This is a genomic window from Streptomyces populi (assembly GCF_002911015.1).
Classification (GTDB): Bacteria; Actinomycetota; Actinomycetes; order Streptomycetales; family Streptomycetaceae; genus Streptomyces; species Streptomyces populi.
The window spans coordinates 1-16852 of record NZ_KZ626875.1 but is presented as its reverse complement, the minus strand read 5'-3'; the positions used below and the strand labels follow the sequence as shown (position 1 = coordinate 16852).

At 70.4% G+C, this 16852-nt stretch carries 15 protein-coding genes; 5 read left to right on the top strand and 10 right to left on the bottom strand.

Translation table 11 applies throughout. The features are described from left to right. Window positions 1–110 precede the first annotated feature (110 nt). Window positions 111–1025, top strand: coding sequence for a LysR family transcriptional regulator (locus tag CW362_RS19675; protein WP_103550821.1), 915 nt, complete (start codon window positions 111–113; stop codon window positions 1023–1025). Window positions 1026–1123: 98 nt separating this feature from the next. After that, a complete protein-coding gene (locus CW362_RS19670) occupies window positions 1124–1744 on the top strand; it encodes an SMI1/KNR4 family protein (RefSeq protein ID WP_103550820.1) in 621 nt (206 codons plus the stop codon). A 225-nt stretch (window positions 1745–1969) separates the two neighbouring features. Here CW362_RS19670 and CW362_RS19665 read toward each other — a convergent pair whose 3' ends face one another. The 8 genes from CW362_RS19665 to CW362_RS19625 form a co-directional block, all read right to left on the bottom strand. Then, window positions 1970–3337, bottom strand: a complete 1368-nt coding sequence (locus CW362_RS19665; protein ID WP_103550819.1) for an ankyrin repeat domain-containing protein — start codon at window positions 3335–3337, stop codon at window positions 1970–1972. A 211-nt stretch (window positions 3338–3548) separates the two neighbouring features. Continuing rightward, on the bottom strand, window positions 3549–3731 hold the full coding sequence (locus CW362_RS44595; RefSeq protein WP_240657885.1) for a hypothetical protein: 183 nt from the start codon (window positions 3729–3731) through the stop codon (window positions 3549–3551). Window positions 3732–4364: 633 nt separating this feature from the next. Next, window positions 4365–4886 (bottom strand): DUF6300 family protein, encoded by a 522-nt coding sequence (locus CW362_RS44075; protein WP_276313682.1) that lies wholly within the window; start codon window positions 4884–4886, stop codon window positions 4365–4367. A 307-nt stretch (window positions 4887–5193) separates the two neighbouring features. Next, window positions 5194–7410 carry a HEAT repeat domain-containing protein gene (locus tag CW362_RS19650; RefSeq protein WP_103550817.1) on the bottom strand — a complete coding sequence of 739 codons (2217 nt, stop codon included), beginning with the start codon at window positions 7408–7410 and terminating at the stop codon, window positions 5194–5196. Between the two features lie 79 nt (window positions 7411–7489). Beyond that, window positions 7490–7792 (bottom strand): hypothetical protein, encoded by a 303-nt coding sequence (locus CW362_RS19645; protein WP_240657883.1) that lies wholly within the window; start codon window positions 7790–7792, stop codon window positions 7490–7492. A gap of 403 nt (window positions 7793–8195) precedes the next feature. Next, the gene (metG, locus tag CW362_RS19635; protein ID WP_103550814.1) at window positions 8196–9746 is read right to left on the bottom strand and encodes a methionine--tRNA ligase; all 1551 of its coding nucleotides are present in this window, start codon (window positions 9744–9746) and stop codon (window positions 8196–8198) included. Between the two features lie 407 nt (window positions 9747–10153). Further along, complete coding sequence (locus CW362_RS44590; protein WP_240657881.1) at window positions 10154–10789, bottom strand: hypothetical protein; 636 nt, start codon at window positions 10787–10789, stop codon at window positions 10154–10156. 461 nt (window positions 10790–11250) lie between these two features. After that, window positions 11251–12156 (bottom strand): LysR family transcriptional regulator, encoded by a 906-nt coding sequence (locus tag CW362_RS19625; RefSeq protein WP_103550813.1) that lies wholly within the window; start codon window positions 12154–12156, stop codon window positions 11251–11253. Window positions 12157–12282: 126 nt separating this feature from the next. Here CW362_RS19625 and CW362_RS19620 point away from each other — a divergent pair, with 126 nt between their 5' ends. Then, window positions 12283–12789 (top strand): nuclear transport factor 2 family protein, encoded by a 507-nt coding sequence (locus CW362_RS19620; protein ID WP_103550812.1) that lies wholly within the window; start codon window positions 12283–12285, stop codon window positions 12787–12789. A gap of 42 nt (window positions 12790–12831) precedes the next feature. Here CW362_RS19620 and CW362_RS19615 read toward each other — a convergent pair whose 3' ends face one another. Beyond that, window positions 12832–13395 (bottom strand): TetR/AcrR family transcriptional regulator, encoded by a 564-nt coding sequence (locus CW362_RS19615; protein ID WP_162684135.1) that lies wholly within the window; start codon window positions 13393–13395, stop codon window positions 12832–12834. Window positions 13396–13471: 76 nt separating this feature from the next. Between CW362_RS19615 and CW362_RS19610 the strand changes: the two genes are divergently transcribed. After that, window positions 13472–14647, top strand: a complete 1176-nt coding sequence (locus tag CW362_RS19610; protein WP_103550810.1) for an FAD-dependent monooxygenase — start codon at window positions 13472–13474, stop codon at window positions 14645–14647. A gap of 191 nt (window positions 14648–14838) precedes the next feature. After that, on the top strand, window positions 14839–15660 hold the full coding sequence (locus CW362_RS19605; RefSeq protein WP_240657879.1) for an AfsR/SARP family transcriptional regulator: 822 nt from the start codon (window positions 14839–14841) through the stop codon (window positions 15658–15660). Here CW362_RS19605 and CW362_RS19600 read toward each other — a convergent pair. Beyond that, on the bottom strand, window positions 15655–16852 hold a 1198-nt coding region (locus CW362_RS19600), incomplete at its 5' end, for a tetratricopeptide repeat protein (RefSeq protein ID WP_162684134.1). The two genes, CW362_RS19605 and CW362_RS19600, sit on opposite strands and share 6 nt — an antisense overlap.

The following is a 16852-nucleotide window of genomic DNA, read 5'->3' as shown; positions in this document are numbered from 1 at the left end:
AGGGGGTGAGGCGGACCGGGCGAAAACCGTTCTTTCGTGCCCGCATCTCGAAGGTAGGAGCACCCACACTTAACTTCAAGTGCATGTAAAGCACGGCTAGGATGACTCGCATGCAATTGGATTTGAACCTGCTCGCCGCGCTCGACGCGCTCCTGGAGGAGGGCAGCGTGGCCGGAGCCGCCGAGCGCCTGCACGTCACCGCCCCCGCGATGAGTCGAAGCCTCGGCCGGATCCGGCGCACGACGGGAGATCAGATCCTGGTGCGTACCGGGCGCACGATGACCCCGACGCCGTACGCGATCGCCGTCCGGGAACAGGTGCACGAGCTGCTCCAGCAGGTCCAGGGCGTGCTGGCGCCGAACCGCGAACTCGACCTCACGACGCTCGAGCGCACCTTCACCCTCCGCTGGCACGATTCGCTCGTCGCCCTCAGCGGCCCGGCGCTTCTCGCGGCCGTGCGCGAGCAGGCGCCGGGCGTGCGTCTGCGCTTCATCGCGGAATCGAGCATCGACACCCCCGAACTGCGTCGCGGCGAGGTCGACCTGGAGGCGAACGCGAACCGCCCGACCGCACCCGACATCCGCGCCGACCGGGTGGCCGAGACCCAGCACGTCATCGTCGTGCGGCAGGGACACCCGCTCACCCGGGGCAAGGCCGTCACCGCCGCGCGGTACGCCGCGGCCGAGCACATCACCGTCTCGCGGCGCGGGAGGCTCACCAACACCCTCGACGACGCTCTCGCGCGGCTCGGCCTCACCCGACGGGTGGTGGCGACCGCGCCCACCGAAGGAACCGCGTTCGAGTTCGTGCGCGGCTCCGACCTCCTCGTCACGGTCCCTGAATCGACGACGCGCCCAACGGCCGCAGTCCTCGGTCTGGCCCTGCTCCCGCTGCCGTTCGAACTCCCGTCGGCCGCGGTGTACCTGTCATGGCATCAGCGCTATGACACCGACCCCGCGCACGCCTGGCTGCGCGATCTGGCGCGGACCGCGTTGGCGCCCCGGCCGGAGCTGACACCGGGCTGAGCAGACGAACTCGAACAGGCCGATCCCCCGGACATCACGGAGGTGTCCCGTTCGGGCGGGCCGGTAGAGTGGCGGCGGACGAGAGAAGAGATCCTCCGATGGACTCCCGCATATCGCGCATACGCTCCAAGCTGGCGAAGGCCCCGTACCAGGCGCAGCGCAGCCACTCGATGGGCGCCGAGCGTCACGCGTTTCGCGTCGGTCCGCGCATCGGTTCCGCGCAGGCGGACGCGTTCGAGGACGAACACCACATCGAATTGCCGTCGGCCTACCGAAGGTTCCTCGTCGAACTCGGGGGCAGCGGTGCCGGCCCCTTCCACGGTCTGCTGCCGCTGGAGAAGTGCAGGCTGTTCACCATGGACCGGCAGCCTCCGGACGGCACCCCGCGGGGATTCCATCACGTGAGCCATCCGAACGCGCTGCGAGGGGACCTGTTCCTCCACATCGTCGAGATGGGCTGCATCGACCTGTGCCTCATCGGCGTGACCGGCCCCCTCGCCGGCCGCATGCTCACCGGCAACGCGGACGGCTTCCGGCCCCCGAACGTCTCCTCCGCCCAGGACTTCCTGTCCTGGTACGAACGCTGGCTGGACCACATGCGGGACGGCAAGGACAACGACGCCCTGGGGCTCACCTCCCCGGCGACCGTCGCGAGCGCCCCCTGGGGCCCCCGGGCCAGAGCCCGGAAAACTCCGCGGTCGCAAGCCGCAGAGTTCTGAGGCGACGGGACCTGGAACCGAGATCCTCGCAGCACCCCTGGATCAACCCGGAACGGTTCACGGGCCCCTCCCCGCTGCTGAAATCCGAGTCCATTGCCCCGGTGCGGCGCTTCGCTCCGTACCGGGGCAACGCCACTTCACGGGTCGGTACCGGGCAACGACGACGGAAGCGCCGCTGGGGTTCGAGGCCCGGTCGGCAACGGCTGTACCGGTCAGAGCGGATGCTCACGCCTGCCGGTCGTCACTCCCCCGCAGAGCCTTCTCCTTCCGCCACCTCCACCGCCAGAGTTCGTCGGCCCGATGGTCGTGCTCGAAGCCGTCGCCGAGAGGCCCCACCCGCTCGATCGCCTCGGCGGTACGCGGGTCGTCGCGCAGGGCGAGACCGTAGGCGGCCTCCAGACGCACGAGTTGGTCGTCCTCACCGAGCAACGCCGCCAGGGCGTCGGCGACGACGGGGGTGCGGTCCGGAGAGCCGGCCAGCGCCGCCGCGACCGCACCGCGCACATCGGCATCCGGCCCCGATACCAGCGACAGCAGCGTCCGGGTGATCTCCGGGAGGAGGTCGGCGTCCCCCATGCTCGTCGTGCAGGCCCTGAGCCGCACCTCGGCGTCCGGGTCACTCATGAGGGTGAGCAGAGCGGCCCTGGCCGCGGGCGTACGGAGACCGCCGCCCCCGGAAAGAGCGTAGGGCACCTCGCGACGTACGCGCGGGTCGGGATGGCCGGCGTGGCGAAGGCCGATGGCCTCCTGGTCCGGATGCTCCTGCCCGGTGAAGATGTCGAGCACCTTCGCGAGCGTCTCGCCGTCCGTCTCCTCGGCCGCCCAGGTGGCCAGGAGTTCGCTTTCCTTCTTCTCGTAGTAGGGGCTGGTGTCGAGGAACCCCCGCGTCCGCAGGTAGTCCAGTACGAACAGGCGATGCGCCCGGTCCGGGTCGTGACGATGGGCCACCACGGCGGACCAGGTCTCGAAACTGCGGCGCTGGGCGAGGATCCAGCAGCCCGTGGACCAGCCCACATGCTGCTCATCCGGCTGCTCGACAGCGCGGGCGATCAGTTCGTCGACGGGGGTCAGAACACGGAAGGCCCATTCCAGCGAGGTCAGGATGGCACCGTGCCCGGCCCGTACGACGAGGCCGCCGACCGAGACCTGATCGACCCAGTCGTACTCGCCGTCCTGAACCCGGACCGTCCGGGCCGGAACCAGCACGCCTGTCCTGCGCCGCAGTTCCTCGGCCGCACCCCTCTCGTACCAGCTCCGGGCCAGGGCGAGCAGCCGTTCACGGGCGGGCTCCGGAAGCCGCAGCCGGGGCTCCTTGCCCAGCACCGCCGAGAAGGTCGCCGGCGAGCCGCCGTCGATGGCGCGCCACAGCGGCGTGGTCCCGTCCGGCAGCACCCGGTCGGGGTCCGCGCCGCCCTCCACCAACGCCTCGGCGACCGGCTCGTCGTACGCCGCCACCGCCACGCACAGCACCGGCAGCCCGTTCGCGTCCACCGCGTTCGGATTCGCTCCCCCGTCCAGCAGATCCCGCACCGTCTTGGCGTCCCCGGCCCGAACCGCCGACCTGAGTCGACCGTCGAGTCCTTCCTCGCTCATGTTCCCGTCCCCCGTTCCCGACAGCGTCGCCGTCCCACCTTCCGTGAAGGCCAATTCGTCCGAGAAGCCCACACAGGACAGCATTCTCAAACTACTTGACAGCCCCGCAGTTCACAGAGCCGCCACATGCCGACTCGAACGCGACGGGACGGGACGGCGAGACCTGGCTCCAGTCCGGCCGGCCCGCCGCGTCGGCAGACCTGGACAGCTTTCAGGATCCGGTCCCAGGTTCCGTCCGCCGACCAGCCTCGGTCCTCAGGTAGCGACCCCAGATCTGGGCCTTGCGATAGGGACCGTCCCCGCCGCTGTCGTACTGCGGCGTGTCGAAGACGACCCAGTACAGCAACTCACCATCGAGTGCCTGTGCGTGGTCGTTGGGTTCGGGTGCACCCATGGCATCGATCGTTCCGGCGAACTCGACCTGCCAGGGGCCGTGCCGGTCCGGGGCGCGAACGACCGTGACCCGGCTACCCGGTGCCAGTGCACCCGTCGGCCATATCCGGCTCAAGCGACGACCGAGAATGTGCTCTACCGCCTCGCGGTCATCGGCGTCCGCAGCCACAGGGACGGAACTGTCTGTCATGCCGCCCACTCTGCCCGCACCAGTTCAGGAACTCCAGAAGATAAAGACCAAGCGGATTCCTGCGCACCGCACCCGCCGTCCACCGACCGGGCGACGCCCGGCTCGCCGGTCCGGCTTTCCTCGGCCCGGGCGTCCCGTGGCAACTCTTGGTTCTTGTCGTCGTACGGTCCGGCATGGGCGCGGGGCGGCAGGGGAAACGTCGGTTCGCCGTATGCCGTTCACTACGAGAGCTACGGCAGGCAGCGACCCCGACAGCCTGGGCGCCACGGCGCGTCGAGGCCGACGGCGCAGGACCGGTGCCGTCCGGACCGGCGGGTTCAGCAGTCGTCGGTGCCGCTCTCGCCGTCTTCGTCCTTCAGCCGCTCGAAGAGGTCGTGGAGACAGCGTTCGGCTTCCGGGCTCAGCGAGCCGGGCACCGGGTGGGGTGCGGTGGTGTGCGGGGCTTCAGGCGAGGTCCGCCGCGGCAAGGGCTGCGGCGATGTCGGCGCCCAGCTCGCGGACACGGCGCTGGAGCTGCGCGCGCCGCTCAGGTTCGGCAATTGCCAACTCGCTGAGCAGGACGTCGCGTTGCCGCTGCATCTGGTCGATCTCAGGGAATCCGTCGACGGCGCCCGGGTTCATGAGGCTGCGGGCGGCCGCTTCGTCGTGCTCCAGGCCGGGAAGGGGAGTGATCTCGTCCGGACTGTCGCCCTGCCAGTACCAGCCGTGCTCGGCCATCGCCTCTCTCGTCCACGCCAGCAGGCAGCGTGCGCCTTCTTCGCCACGCTCCGTGTCGTGTCCGCCGCCCGAGGCGAACCAGAACAGAAGAGCGCCGGCGGCCGGCTTCTCCCCGTCGCACGCGCTGCACAGCTGAAGGTGGATCGGCCGGCCGGCAGTGTCGTTCCTCGGTGCGATGCAGCTCACGAGCAGTTCCCCGCCGCATCGGGAGCACGGTGGGAGCTGGTCGGACGTTTCGAAGCTGTGCACTGCACTCCTTGCCGGTGACGGTGGACACCACCCGAAGCCCCCATGGTGTACGACGTCGATTATCGCGCGGGGACGCTGGTCTTCAGCACTGGACGAAGACGCGCGGTACGCCGCCGCCTTCCTCGGCGGCGACCGCCCATCCCCGGGTACGGACCCGCACGGCAGGGCTCCCGGAGCTATGCGTCAGGCCGCTGCCGGCCCCTCGGCGGCGCCGCATCGGTCGCGGCCCGGCGCAAGCGCACGAACCGCGCCGACGCCGTCCCGGCTCCGGGGCGCCGGCTCCTCGGTGGCGCCTGCCCTTCCCCGGTCAGGTGGTGGTTCGGGAGGCCTCCAGGTGCGTCAGGACGGTCCGGCAGGCGTACTGGAATTCCAGGTCGGAGACGACTCCCCGTCCCCAGGGGTGTCCGCCGCGGCGGGGCTGGGCGAGTGCGGCCCGGATCCGGGGCAGGGCGGGGCGGGCGGCCGGGCCCATGCGGGCGAGGCAGGCGACGGCATGGCACGCGGTGGAGTCGTTGTCCTGCCATGCCTTCAGCAGCGCCGGCACGACGACGTCGGCCTCGCCGTCTCCACCTACGTCCCACAGGGCCGACGCGACACGGACGAGGGTCCACGAGTCGTTCAGCACGGCCGAACCGTTCTGTTCGTTCCGCGTGTTCCGCTCGACCTGCTCGTTCAGCATCTGCCGCAGGCGCGGCAGTACGGCCGCAGCGGGAGGGCCGATCCGGCCGGCGAGGTCGAGCGCGTCGAGGTTCCGGCCGTGGTCGAGGAGCCGTTCCAGCAACGGCATGACGTTTTCAGGGCGACGTTCGAGTTCCCAGACGGTGCTCGTGGCGGCAGTACGGGTTCCCACGTCTTCCGCGTCGGTGAGGAGACGGACGACGTCCAGGGCGGATGCGGCGCGGGTGCCGAATGATCCGAGCGCTTTCAGGAGAGGCTCCACGGTGCGCCACTGCTTGTGCCGGACAGCGGCACGGACGGCATCGGTGAGTGAGGGCACTGCCGCCGGGTCCCCGAGCGCGGCGAGAGCGGACGCGAGAGCTGTGGGACCGACATCGGGCCATTCCCGGGAGTGGTCGATGCCGGCAAGGCGGCGGACGAGCCTGGGCGTCAGTTCCGCGGCGGCCTGAGGCAGGCGACCGGCCGCGTTCACGGCGCGCCAGGCGTCGACGCCCGTGTCCAGTGCGGTCAGCAGTCCGGGCAGGGCCCGCTCGTCCCCGAGACGGGCCAGTGCCAGGACGGCCTGCTGGTGGGCGCGCCGCAGCGCGGGGTGCGGGCTCGCCCAGACATCGGGTCCGTGTTCGGTGCGGTGGGTGATGACGTAGGCGGCGAGGGCTTCCCTGGCCGGTTCGGCAAGGCCGGCCAGGGACCCGAGCACCTCGGCCGCGGCCGCCGACGTGTAGGAGTCGCGCGGCAGCAGACAGTCCGCGAGGAGCCGCACGAGGTGAGTGTGATCACCTCGCCAGGAAGTGATCAGACTGCGTGCCATGTCGATCGCGTCGTACCGGGTGGCGGCATCCGGGCTGCGCAGTTGCTCGGTGAGCAGGGCCGTGCGGCCGTGGAGGTCTGCGCCCAGGGCTTCGTGAAGGTCCACCAGCAAAAACGTGGTGGGCGCGTGGACACGTCCGTGGCGTTCGAGGTCGTCGAAGGCGGCGGCGACGTACGGAGGAACACCCGGGTCGGACTCGGACTCGGATTCGGACTCGGGTTCGGGTTCGGGTTCGACAGTGCACGTACACGGACCCGACGAACCCCGGCTCTGCTCCTCTTCCTCGTTCTCCTCGGGCCGGGGCGGCCGGGTGATCCGGCGGAGAAGTCCGATCGCGGTGGGCACCGTGGTGTCGTCGATGGACTCGGAAGCGCAGCGGGCCCGTTGGACGAGCGCCGCGAGACGGACATCGGCGTCCCCCGCGACGTCGTCGGCGAGGATGTCGAACCACGCCCTCGCCGGTGCCTGCGCTGCCGGGAGCCGCAACGCCAGGTCGGCCGTCGTCCGGACCACCAGCAGCCTCTCGACGATTCCGCCCTCGGCCTCGAGCCGGTCCCGAAGGGCTGCCACCGCCCGCTCGGCATCGTCCAGGAACAGCCCCAGGCCCTTGATCGCGGCCCTGCGCACCCCGGGGTCGGCATCAGAGGCATAGCCGATGAACGCCTCACCCCGTTCGCGCATCAGTGCCGCGGTGTCCTCGCAAGCGGTCGACTCCTGACCGTCGGGGCCGAAGCGGGTGCTGCCGGGATCCTCGCGTTCGACGGCTTCACGCCCGATGCTGGTCATCAGCGCGACCACCGATGCGCGGTCGGGCGTGGCGGGGTCGTCGGCCATGGCGAACAGGAACGGCAGGCTGGCCATCGTGCACGGATACACGTCCCCCTGATGATGAGCCGCGCTGTAGAAGCTGCTGAACGCCTGGTCCCGGAGTTCTGGATCGGGCGAGGTCATGTCGCGCAGCCACTGTGGAACCTCGCCGGCCGGCCCGTATGCGTGCCCCATGGACGCCCAGTCGATGCTTTCCAAGTCGTCGATCATGAGCGGCACTATGCCGGGCAGCACTGACATCCACGAGAACGGCCACGACGCCTACGAGCCGTGCTCGGGGCCGGGCGCCCTACCAGTGGCGCCAGACTTCTGCGGGGGCGATGTCCCAGGACGCACCCGCGATCTCTCCCGTGTTGAACAAGAGCGCCCAGGTCACCACAGCGTCGCCGGCACGTTGTGCGCCCAGCTCGATATCGAAGGCGCCGACGGACAGGTCTCCGCCCGGACTGGACCGGAGTCCCACGTCGTGCTGGATCGCGTACGACTCCATGTCGTCGAACAGCTCCGACGGAACACGGCCGATCAGACGGTTCCCCTCGTGGGTCACCTGAGGGCCGAACCGTCCGTCGACCAGCACGCACGTCAAACCCACGCCTTCGACGAAGTAGCACTTCACCGCCGGCCGGCCCCAGGCCGGTTGCGCCTTCGAGAGCTCGACTCGCCACTGCGTACGGCCTGTCGAGGGCCGGGTTGATTCCGTCCACTTCATGAGGGCCTTCGCAGTGGGGCCATGGTTCGTCGGCGGGTCACAGCAGTGGCCCGCCGATCGAGCTGTCGTACCACGTCGGTGCCCCGGGGCGGGGGTGCAACCGGGTCACCGTGCTTGCCGGCGGGACCAGTTGGGGAAACACCGCGGCAGCATCGAGCGGCCGTGGCGGAGTGTCAGGATCGACATTCATGGCCACGATCTTGCCGACTGCCTCTGGCAACGGCTCTCGCAGCCGTCCCCCGCGCTCTCCCCCCGAGTACCCCGCAGTTGCCTCGTCCCGCACTTCTCAGGTACTCGAAACACCCGCTCGGACCGGCTGTGCGTCCTCGCGAAGGCGAGGGAACAGCGGCTGTGCCGCGGGCAGAAGTCCCTCGTCCGGTGTCAGCTGTCCGGCGATCCGCGCGGCGGCATCCGGGACGAACGGGCTCAGTTCATCGGCCAGCACGCGGCACGCCGTGACCAGCGTGCCGAGGACGATGTCGAGCTGCCTCGCCGCTTCACCGTCGCCCTTCCGCTCTTCCCGGGCCAGCTCCCAGGGCCGGGTCGCGTCAATACACCGGTTGGCCTCCTCCACGATCTCCCAGACGGCGTGGAGGGCACGCCGGAAGTCGAAGTCGGCCAGGGCGGCGTCGACGAGGCCAGGCACCTGCCGGCAGATGTCCACCAGCGCCAGTTCCCCGGAATGTATCGGCGCAGAGGCGGGGACGATTCCGCCGCGAAAGCGGTGAACCATGGTCACGATGCGGTGGACGAGGTTGCCCAGCCCTCCGGCGAAATCCGCATCCGCGCGCGTGGTCAGCCGGTCGGGTGTGAAGTCCGCGTCCCCGATCCGGGGCACATCGCGCAGGAGCCACCAGCGCACCGCGTCGGTGCCGTGTGTCGCGGCCAGCGCAGCCGGGTCGACGGTGGTCCCGGCGGACTTGCTGATCTTGCGGCCGTCCACGGTGAGGTAGTCGTGGACCAGGATGTCGGTGGGCAGCGGGAGGCCGGCCGACAGCAGCATGGCCGGCCAGTACACGGCGTGGAAGCGCACCACTCCCTTGCCGACCAGGTGGACGCGGCGCTCGCCGGCTTCCCACCACCGGTCGTAGGTGCTGTCACCGGTGCCGTATCCGAGGCTGGTGACGTAGTTGCCGAGGGCGTCCCACCACACATAGACGACCTGGCTCGGGTCGTCCGGTACCGGAATGCCCCAGCCGCGGGCGCGGCTGTGGGAGCGGGAGACGGAGAAGTCGTGCAGGCCGCGTTCGACGAGGGCGAGGACTTCGTTGCGGCGGGCGGCGGGCTCGATGCGCAGGTCGCCGCTCGAGATCAGTCGGTGGAGGCGGTCGGCGTAGCGGGACAGCCGGAAGAACCAGTTCTCTTCCGCGACGAGCTGCGGTTCGGTGCCGTGCTCGCCGCACCGTCCGTCGACGAGTTCGTCGGGTGTGTAGAACTGCTCGCAGCCGACGCAGTACAGCCCTTCGTACTCTTTGCGATAGAGGTCGCCGGACGCGGCGCACCGGCGCCACAGTCGTTCGACTCCGACGCGGTGACGCGGGTCGCTGCTGGTGCGGATGAAGTCGTCGAACGAGAGTGCCAGCGGACCGCGCAACGCGGCGAACGCGTCGGCGTTGCGGTCGACGAACGACTGCACGTCGACGCCGGCTGCTTCGGCGGCCAGGACGTTCTTCAGGGAGTTGTCGTCGGTTCCGCTGAGCAGCCGGACCCGCTCGCCCCGTCGGCGGTGGTGCCGGGCCAGCGTGTCGGCCTGGACGAGCTCCAGGGCGAAGCCCAGGTGTGGGCGGGCGTTGACGTACGGAATGGTCGTGGTGATGTAGCGGCGTGGTGCGGTCATCGGTCCTCCTACCGGGTAGCGAGGCCTGGTCGCACAACGATCGAGGCCCCGTCCCGGGGCCTCGGATGCGGTACGCGTCCGTTCTCAGCAGCCCCGTCGACGGGGCATCATCCGGTGCTGAGGCGAAAGCGTGATCATGCATGCGAGCGTAACAGGAGAGCGATGTCGCAGCACTCTGTTTCCGCCCTCGTCATGGCAGCCGCACGCACCGGGGGCGTCCGGGGCGGCGCCCGGCGAGGCAGGCGTCACCCGGTGCCCCACGCACGCTGAATTGCGCAGGGCCGGAACACCGCCTCTTCGCCGGCACGCTGACACGCGCTCAGTCTGTCCACGAGATCAGTCTGTCCACGAGAAGCGACGGCACCGACGTCTCCTGTCAACGCCGCCCAGGAGACGGAAGCCGGACTTCATACTTTCCGTTCGCCGGCCTTGAACGGTCCGGTCGCGGGGGCCACGCACTTGTCGACGACGGTCTCCTCGCCGGCTGCCGAGCCGTCCAGGCAGAGCCGCCCGCCCCGCTCGCGCAGGTCGAGGAAGAACCGCGTGGCCGTACCGGACCGCTCGAGGCCGTGGATGCGCTCGTCGATGTAGCCGAGGCCGTTCAGGGCCGCCCTGACCTTGGCCGGGGTGGGATCCTCCAGATCCCACAGCGCCTGGGTGACGCGCTCTTCATGGAGGTTGCTCGCGCACCAGTCGCGAGCGTTCAGCTCCACCTCCGGCCCGGCCGTGGGGGCGATCGGCTCGATCGCGTCGCTCGGCGGTGTCGCCCCGGACGGCAGCGTCCGCGCCGGACCGGTCGGCGGCGCCTCGGGCGGAGCACTCGGGGGACACTGCTGCGCGACCTCGCTCAGCATCTTCGCGAAGGCCTCGCCGGACCGGTCCCCGGCGGTGTCAGCGGGGTTGCTCCGCGGTCCGCCGACGGCTGCCTTCTCGGTGCCGCAGGCGGTGAGCGTCAGTGCGGCGAGAGCCGTCATCGCGAGCACGGGCCGCAGGCGGCGCGGGGAGCGGGTGGCCGTGCTGGTCGGGGCCGGGGTTCGTCTCATGCGCCAAGTCTCCGATCAAGCCACCGCCTCCACTTGAGTACGAGTACTCAAGTGGGCAGGGGTATTCGCTCAACTTCGAGTGAGGCGTGAGCAGACTTCGGCGAGACGGGACGACCGGTGCTGCCGGTTCTCGTGAGCACCGGTACTGCCGGTCCTCGTGAACACCGGCTCCGCAGCGGATCAGTTGCCTGTCCTCCAGGTGGACAACCGCCGGAGCCCGATCCCGTGGAGAAAGCCGGAGGCGGTGATGGACGAAGCCACGCTCAACGGGGCAGGCGGCTGCGGGTGAGCGCCGACCGCCTTCAGCCGGCCGCGCCCCCGGCGGAGGGCCGTGATCTCTCGGAACCACTCATCTCTGCGAGCATGAAGCGTGGTCGGCTTCGCCGGGAGTGCTGGGCTGCGGGTCGCCGGTCCGGTGCTCGCGCGCTCTGCCCGGACGGCGTCCGGGCCGTCGGTGACGGTCAGGCGTTCGACGCGGGTGCCTGCGCCAGGTCGAGTGCCGCCTCGCTGAAGGCACGAATGCGGGCTGTCGCACCGTCCGCGGGCCATACCAGGCCCCAGTCCACTGACGCGGCATCCTCGAAGGGGACATAGACGACGTCGGGGCGGGCGAAGTAGCGCCTCGTGTGGGCACCGACGGTGAAGACCCCCTCCCCGGCGCCCACGAGTGTCAGCGTCTCGTTGAACGTCATGGCCGACGGTCCGAGTGCGATCGGCCTCCCGGAGGGAGTCCGGCGCGGGGCGCGGTCCTCACGCAGGGATTCCGGCAGTGTCTCGGGAATCTGCAGCACGGTCACGCGAGCCAGATCCTCGACGGAGACGGTCGCGCGGCGGGCGAACGGATGCCCTGTCGGCACAGCGAGCATGCGTGCCTCCCGCACCAGGACCGGCCCCATGACGATGCCCTCCTCGTGGATCGGATGGCAGGTCAGCGCGATGTCCACCTCGCCGCTGCGCAGCCACGGCAGGACTTCCGGCAGATGCGCCTCTTTGATCCGGGCATCGCAGTCGGGGTGCCGGTCGCGGAACACCCGCGTGGCCCCGACCAGCAGCTGGCCCGCCGCCGGCCCGGTGAAGGCGACCCGCAGCAGCCCGGTCAGGCCCCGTCCCGCGTCGACGGCCCGCTCGAACGCGTCGGTGATCCGGGACCAGGCGGGGCGCGTCTCTTCGTACAGCCGTCGTCCCACCGGGGACAGCTCCACCCGGCGGCTGGTGCGGTTGAACAACGGGACGCCGACGCGGCGCTCCAGTTTGGCGATGATCTGGCTGACCCGTGCCGTGGAGACGTGCAGCCGCTCGGCGGAGCGGCCGAAGTGCAGCTCCTCGGCGAGCGTCAGGAACGCCTCCAGCTCGTGCCGCTCCAGCATCCCCCGCACCCTCCCACCGTTAATCGAGGCTTCACGACCGTTGCGCAGGTGCGCGTTGATGCCCTGTCAGGACCGCAGCAGGATCAGAGGCGTCGGAAGGCCACCTCATCTGTACAGGAGAACATCATGTACGTCACCCGCGACCGCGCCCTGACCACCCCCGCGCACGACACCACCACGGTCGTCGCGGAACTCGGGGACCGGGCGGAGATCACCGATGCGCTCTACCGCTTCGGCCTGGGCCAGGACCTCAAGGACGAGGGGCTGTTCGCCTCGGCCTTCGCCGCCGACGCCGAGCTGGACTTCCGCCCGGCCGCCTCCAAGTGGGGGTCCGAGCCGCCGCTGATGTCCGGGCGCGACACCATCGTCACCACCATTTTGGCCCTGTTCATCGGCCGGGTGGACACCACGCACCAGATCACCAACACGCGGATCACGATCGACGGCGACACCGCACGGCTCACCGCCCTGGTGGAGGCCCAGCACGTGCTCGTCGCCGACCCCGCCACACACGCGCTGCTGAAGAACCCCTACGACGTCGACCTGGTCCGCGACGGCGACCGCTGGGTCATCCGCCGGCTTCGCATCGACAACACCTGGTACACCGGCGAACCCACCGTGATCTTCGGTTGACACCCGTCCTTTCGACGGCCGGAGCGGGCGCCGGCCGCTTCGTCAGGCAGGCGGACGGAGGCCTTGCAGCAGGACGGTGAGGTAGGCGTCGACGAGTTGCCGGGAGCGGGGCTGGGCGCGGGCGATCGCGAGGGCGGTCCGGCCGATCAGGCCGGTCGCCACAGCGGGGTCGATGTCGGTGCGGACGGCGCCGTCGCGCTGGGCTCGTTCGACCATCTCCTCCATCACGCGGGCGAGGTCACCGCGCAGGGCGGCGGTGGCGGGCATGTTCAGCCCCTCCACGTGGTCGCTGACGGAGTGGTGCGTGGCCTGGAAGGCGATCAGCTCGCCCAGGAAGAGGCCCAGGGCCTGTCCGGGCGCGGTCTCGGCGAGCAGGTCGCGGGCCCGTTGGACGACCGGGGCGAGCAGATCGGAGACCGCCGCGTCGAGCAGGGCGTCCTTGCCGCCGAACGTGCGCACGACGGTGGCCGCTCCCAGCCCGGCCCTCCTGGCGATGTTCTCGACCGTGAGAGGTGTGCCGGGCTCGGCCAGCAGTGCGGTGGCCGCGTCGAGTGCGAGTTGGCGGTTGCGCAGGGCGTCGGCCCGGCGTGGGGTTCCGGAGGACATTGACAAGTGAAACGCACCTTCCACATAATCTACTGGAACGCCTATTCCACTTAGTCTAGCGGGAGAACGGCTGTCCATGAACGAGCGGATCCTGATCTCCGGGGCAAGCATCGCCGGTCTGGCCCTGGCGCACTGGCTGGCCCGGCACGGCTTTCGGACCACGGTGGTCGAGCGGGCTCCGGCACTGCGCACCGGCGGCAACGGGGTGGACGTGCGCGCCCAGGCCGTCGAGGTCGCCGAGCGGACGGGGATCATGTCCCGGGTCCGTGAGCTGGCCACCGACATCCAGGGGATGAAGTTCGTCGACTCCTCGGACCGGGCCGTCGCCCGGGTCGGCACACAAGACCCGGCCTCCGTGGAAATCATGCGAGGCGACCTGGTCGCGCTGCTGGATCAGGTGACCGACACCGAGTACCTGTTCGGCGACTCCATCCAGCGCCTGGAGCAGGACGACGACGGCGTGCTCGTCACCTTCGAACGGGCGCCCAGCCGTCGCTTCCACCTGGTCGTCGGCGCCGACGGGATGCACTCCACCGTCCGCCGGCTCGCCTTCGGAGCGGAGGAACGGTTCGTCCGCTTCAAGGATCACTACTTCGCCTTCGCCGACGCCGACGCCTCCCTCGGCGAGGACCGCTGGGTGACGATGTTCAACACCCCGGGCCGCATGACCGGGATCTACCGTTCCGGGAATCACGCCCAGGCCAAGGCCTATTTCATGTTCCGCTCCGCGCCGCTGGAATACGACCGCCACGACGTCACGGAGCACAAGCGCCTGGTCAGCGAGCGGTTCGCCGAAGACAGGTCGTGGCGGACCCGGGAACTTCTCGACTCGGCTCTCGCCGACCCGGAGTTCTACTTCGACGCCCTGGGCCAGGTCAGGATGGGGTCCTGGCACAACGGCCGCGTCGCGCTCGTCGGGGACGCCGCCTGGTGCGCGTCCCCCGCGTCGGGCGCCGGCGCGGAACTGGCGCTCGTCGGTGCCTACCGCCTGGCCGGTGAACTGGCTGCCGCGAACGGCGACCACCGGGCCGCCCTCCCCCGCTACCAGACCGTCCACCGGCCGCTGGTCGACAGGAGGCAGCAGATCGGGCCCAACGTCCGCATCATGATCCCCAGGACCGTGGGCGGCCGGTTCGTGCGCGACGCCTTCGCCCGCCTCCCGCTCATGAATGCGATGGGCGGGCTGGACCGCCGCCTTCAGGCGAAAAACGCCACCCCCCTGCCGGACTACTGCCGGCCCCGGCGTCCGTAGCCCGCCGTCACGTCCCGCCGCCCGGCGAAACCCGCAGGCCGGGTGCCGAAGCCCTGGCCGAGGTGTGCGCCCGGGCCGGCTACGGCGCCCACGAGCACGGCCGGTCCGGACGCCATCGGGGCCGCACGCCCGCACCGGCAGCCATGCACGATCCATGCAGCATCCGAGCGCCGCTCCCGCACAGTGGGCACATGACCGACACACACCATCGGGGGATCGGCGTGAACGTTCAACTCCTCGGCTGCATCGAGCTGCGCACCGACCACGGGAACCGGGTCTCGGCCTCTCCCGCGGTCAGGGCCCTGCTGGCCGCGCTGGCCTCGTCGCCCAACACCTTCGTGTCCGACGAGAACGTCATCGACCGGATCTGGCAGGACGCGGCTCCGGCTCACCCGCTCAACGCGCTCTACACGTTGGTGACCCGGCTGCGGAAAGCTCTCCGTGTCCTCGGTACCGGCGAGGAGGCGGGTGAGGTGATCCGGCGGCAGGGAGGGTACGTCCTGGTGATCGACACGGCGGCCGTCGACGCCTGCCGCTTTCGTGCACTCGTCCGGCAGGCCAGGGAAGCCGTCTCCCGGGAGGAGGACGTACAGGCGCTGCGCCTGTACGAAGAGGCGCTCTCCTTGTGGCACGGTGATCCGCTGTCCGGCATCCGCACGGGGTGGGCGGACGGGGTACGCGTGACGCTGCGCCATGAATGGCGAGCCGTGGTGCTGAACAGCGCTGAAGCGGGGCTGCGGTTGAACCGTCATGACGACTACCTGCCCCAGTTGCACGAGCTGGCCCGCGAGTACTCCCTCGACGAGAGGGTCGCCGGCCTGCTGATGCTGGCCTTGTACCGTAGCGGGCGTCAGGACGAGGCGCTGCGGTGCTTCCATCGGATCCGCTCCGAGCTGGTGGACAGGCTCGGCGACGAACCCGGGCGTGACCTGCGTGATCTGCACGAGCGGATCCTGCGCAGGGACGACGGCATTCGTACCGGCCGTCCGGCTCCGCACGCCCTGGCATCATGAGCCGGCGGACGGTTCGGTGGTGACGTCGTCGAAGTGGCGGGTCAAGTACGTCTCGAAGCGGGATTCCGCGTCGGCCGGCAGCTCCGGCCGGGGGCGGCGGCGTACCGGGCCTGCGGGTCGCGCGCCCGGTTCGGTCCGCCAGAACGCGGATGTCCGGAAGTGGACCGGGGTGCCTATGGCGGCGAAGAGGGCCTGGGCCTCGTCCCGTACCGCCCGCGCGCGGCGGATGTCACCGGCTGCCTCGTGGATGGCGGCCCTGGCCGTCAACGCCCTGGCGCACAGCAGTCGTTGACCTGATCGTCGGGCGAATTCGGCGGCCTGGTCCGCGGAGTTCGCGGCTTCGCCGAGTGAGCCCGTCTCCAGCAGCGCCACGGCGGCGACCGTACGGATGCGCGGGAGCGTGAGGACGTTGCCCTCCGCTGCCATGCCCGCGGATCTGTCCAGGTGGTTCAGGGCGTCGCCGTACCGCTCGGCCGCACAGCTCAAGGCGCCGCGCAGGAAGAGGATTTCGACGACTCCGGTGAGGTGGCCCGTCTCCTCGGCGATGTCTTTGGCCGTCTCGAGGTGTTCGGCCGCTTCGTCGATCTGTCCGGTACGCAGTTTCACCGAGGCGAGGCCGGTGAGGGAGTCCACTTGGCAGTTGCGGTTGCCGACCTGCCGGGAGAGACGGAGGGCGTCCTCGTAGGCCCGGATCGCGCGGGCGTCCTGCCCGGCGTCGCTGCGGACCCGCGCCAGCGTCTCCAGTGTCACCGCCTGCGCGTAGAGCGAACCCGAGTCCCGCGAGGCGAGCAGGGACCTGCGCAGAGCGTGCTTCGCCTCGTCGAACCGTGCCTGCTCCTGTAGCACCAGCGCCCAGTTCACAAGGGCCATGGCGTGGATGTGGTCCCCTGTCGCGTCATCGGTGAGCGCGAGCGCCCGGACGATCGCCTCCTCGGCCTCGGCGAGCTGTCCGAGGGTGCCGTACAGGGAAGCCGTGTTGAGCAGCATCGTCTTCTCGGCGCCGGTCATGCCGAGGGTTCGGTAGATGGAGAGGGTGCGCTGGTAGAAGGGCGGTGCCTTGTGCGGCTCGCCCAGGAGCTTGAGGGTCACTCCCCTGCCCTGGAGGCATTTCGCCTCGCCGTACAGCCAGCCGGCTCGTCGGGCCAGGAGTTCACCGGTCTCGTACTCTCCCAGTGCCTCTCTGAGGTCACCG

Coding starts and splice junctions, on each gene's coding strand:
- CW362_RS19605 (WP_240657879.1), top strand. CDS start 14,839: ATGACCGACACACACCATCGGGGGATCGGCGTGAACGTTCAACTCCTC.
- CW362_RS19665 (WP_103550819.1), bottom strand. CDS start 3,337: ATGAGCGAGGAAGGACTCGACGGTCGACTCAGGTCGGCGGTTCGGGCC.
- CW362_RS19670 (WP_103550820.1), top strand. CDS start 1,124: ATGGACTCCCGCATATCGCGCATACGCTCCAAGCTGGCGAAGGCCCCG.
- metG (WP_103550814.1), bottom strand. CDS start 9,746: ATGACCGCACCACGCCGCTACATCACCACGACCATTCCGTACGTCAAC.
- CW362_RS19615 (WP_162684135.1), bottom strand. CDS start 13,395: ATGTCCTCCGGAACCCCACGCCGGGCCGACGCCCTGCGCAACCGCCAA.
- CW362_RS19625 (WP_103550813.1), bottom strand. CDS start 12,156: ATGCTGGAGCGGCACGAGCTGGAGGCGTTCCTGACGCTCGCCGAGGAG.
- CW362_RS19650 (WP_103550817.1), bottom strand. CDS start 7,410: ATGATCGACGACTTGGAAAGCATCGACTGGGCGTCCATGGGGCACGCA.
- CW362_RS44595 (WP_240657885.1), bottom strand. CDS start 3,731: ATGGGTGCACCCGAACCCAACGACCACGCACAGGCACTCGATGGTGAG.
- CW362_RS19675 (WP_103550821.1), top strand. CDS start 111: ATGCAATTGGATTTGAACCTGCTCGCCGCGCTCGACGCGCTCCTGGAG.
- CW362_RS44590 (WP_240657881.1), bottom strand. CDS start 10,789: ATGAGACGAACCCCGGCCCCGACCAGCACGGCCACCCGCTCCCCGCGC.
- CW362_RS19620 (WP_103550812.1), top strand. CDS start 12,283: ATGTACGTCACCCGCGACCGCGCCCTGACCACCCCCGCGCACGACACC.
- CW362_RS19610 (WP_103550810.1), top strand. CDS start 13,472: ATGAACGAGCGGATCCTGATCTCCGGGGCAAGCATCGCCGGTCTGGCC.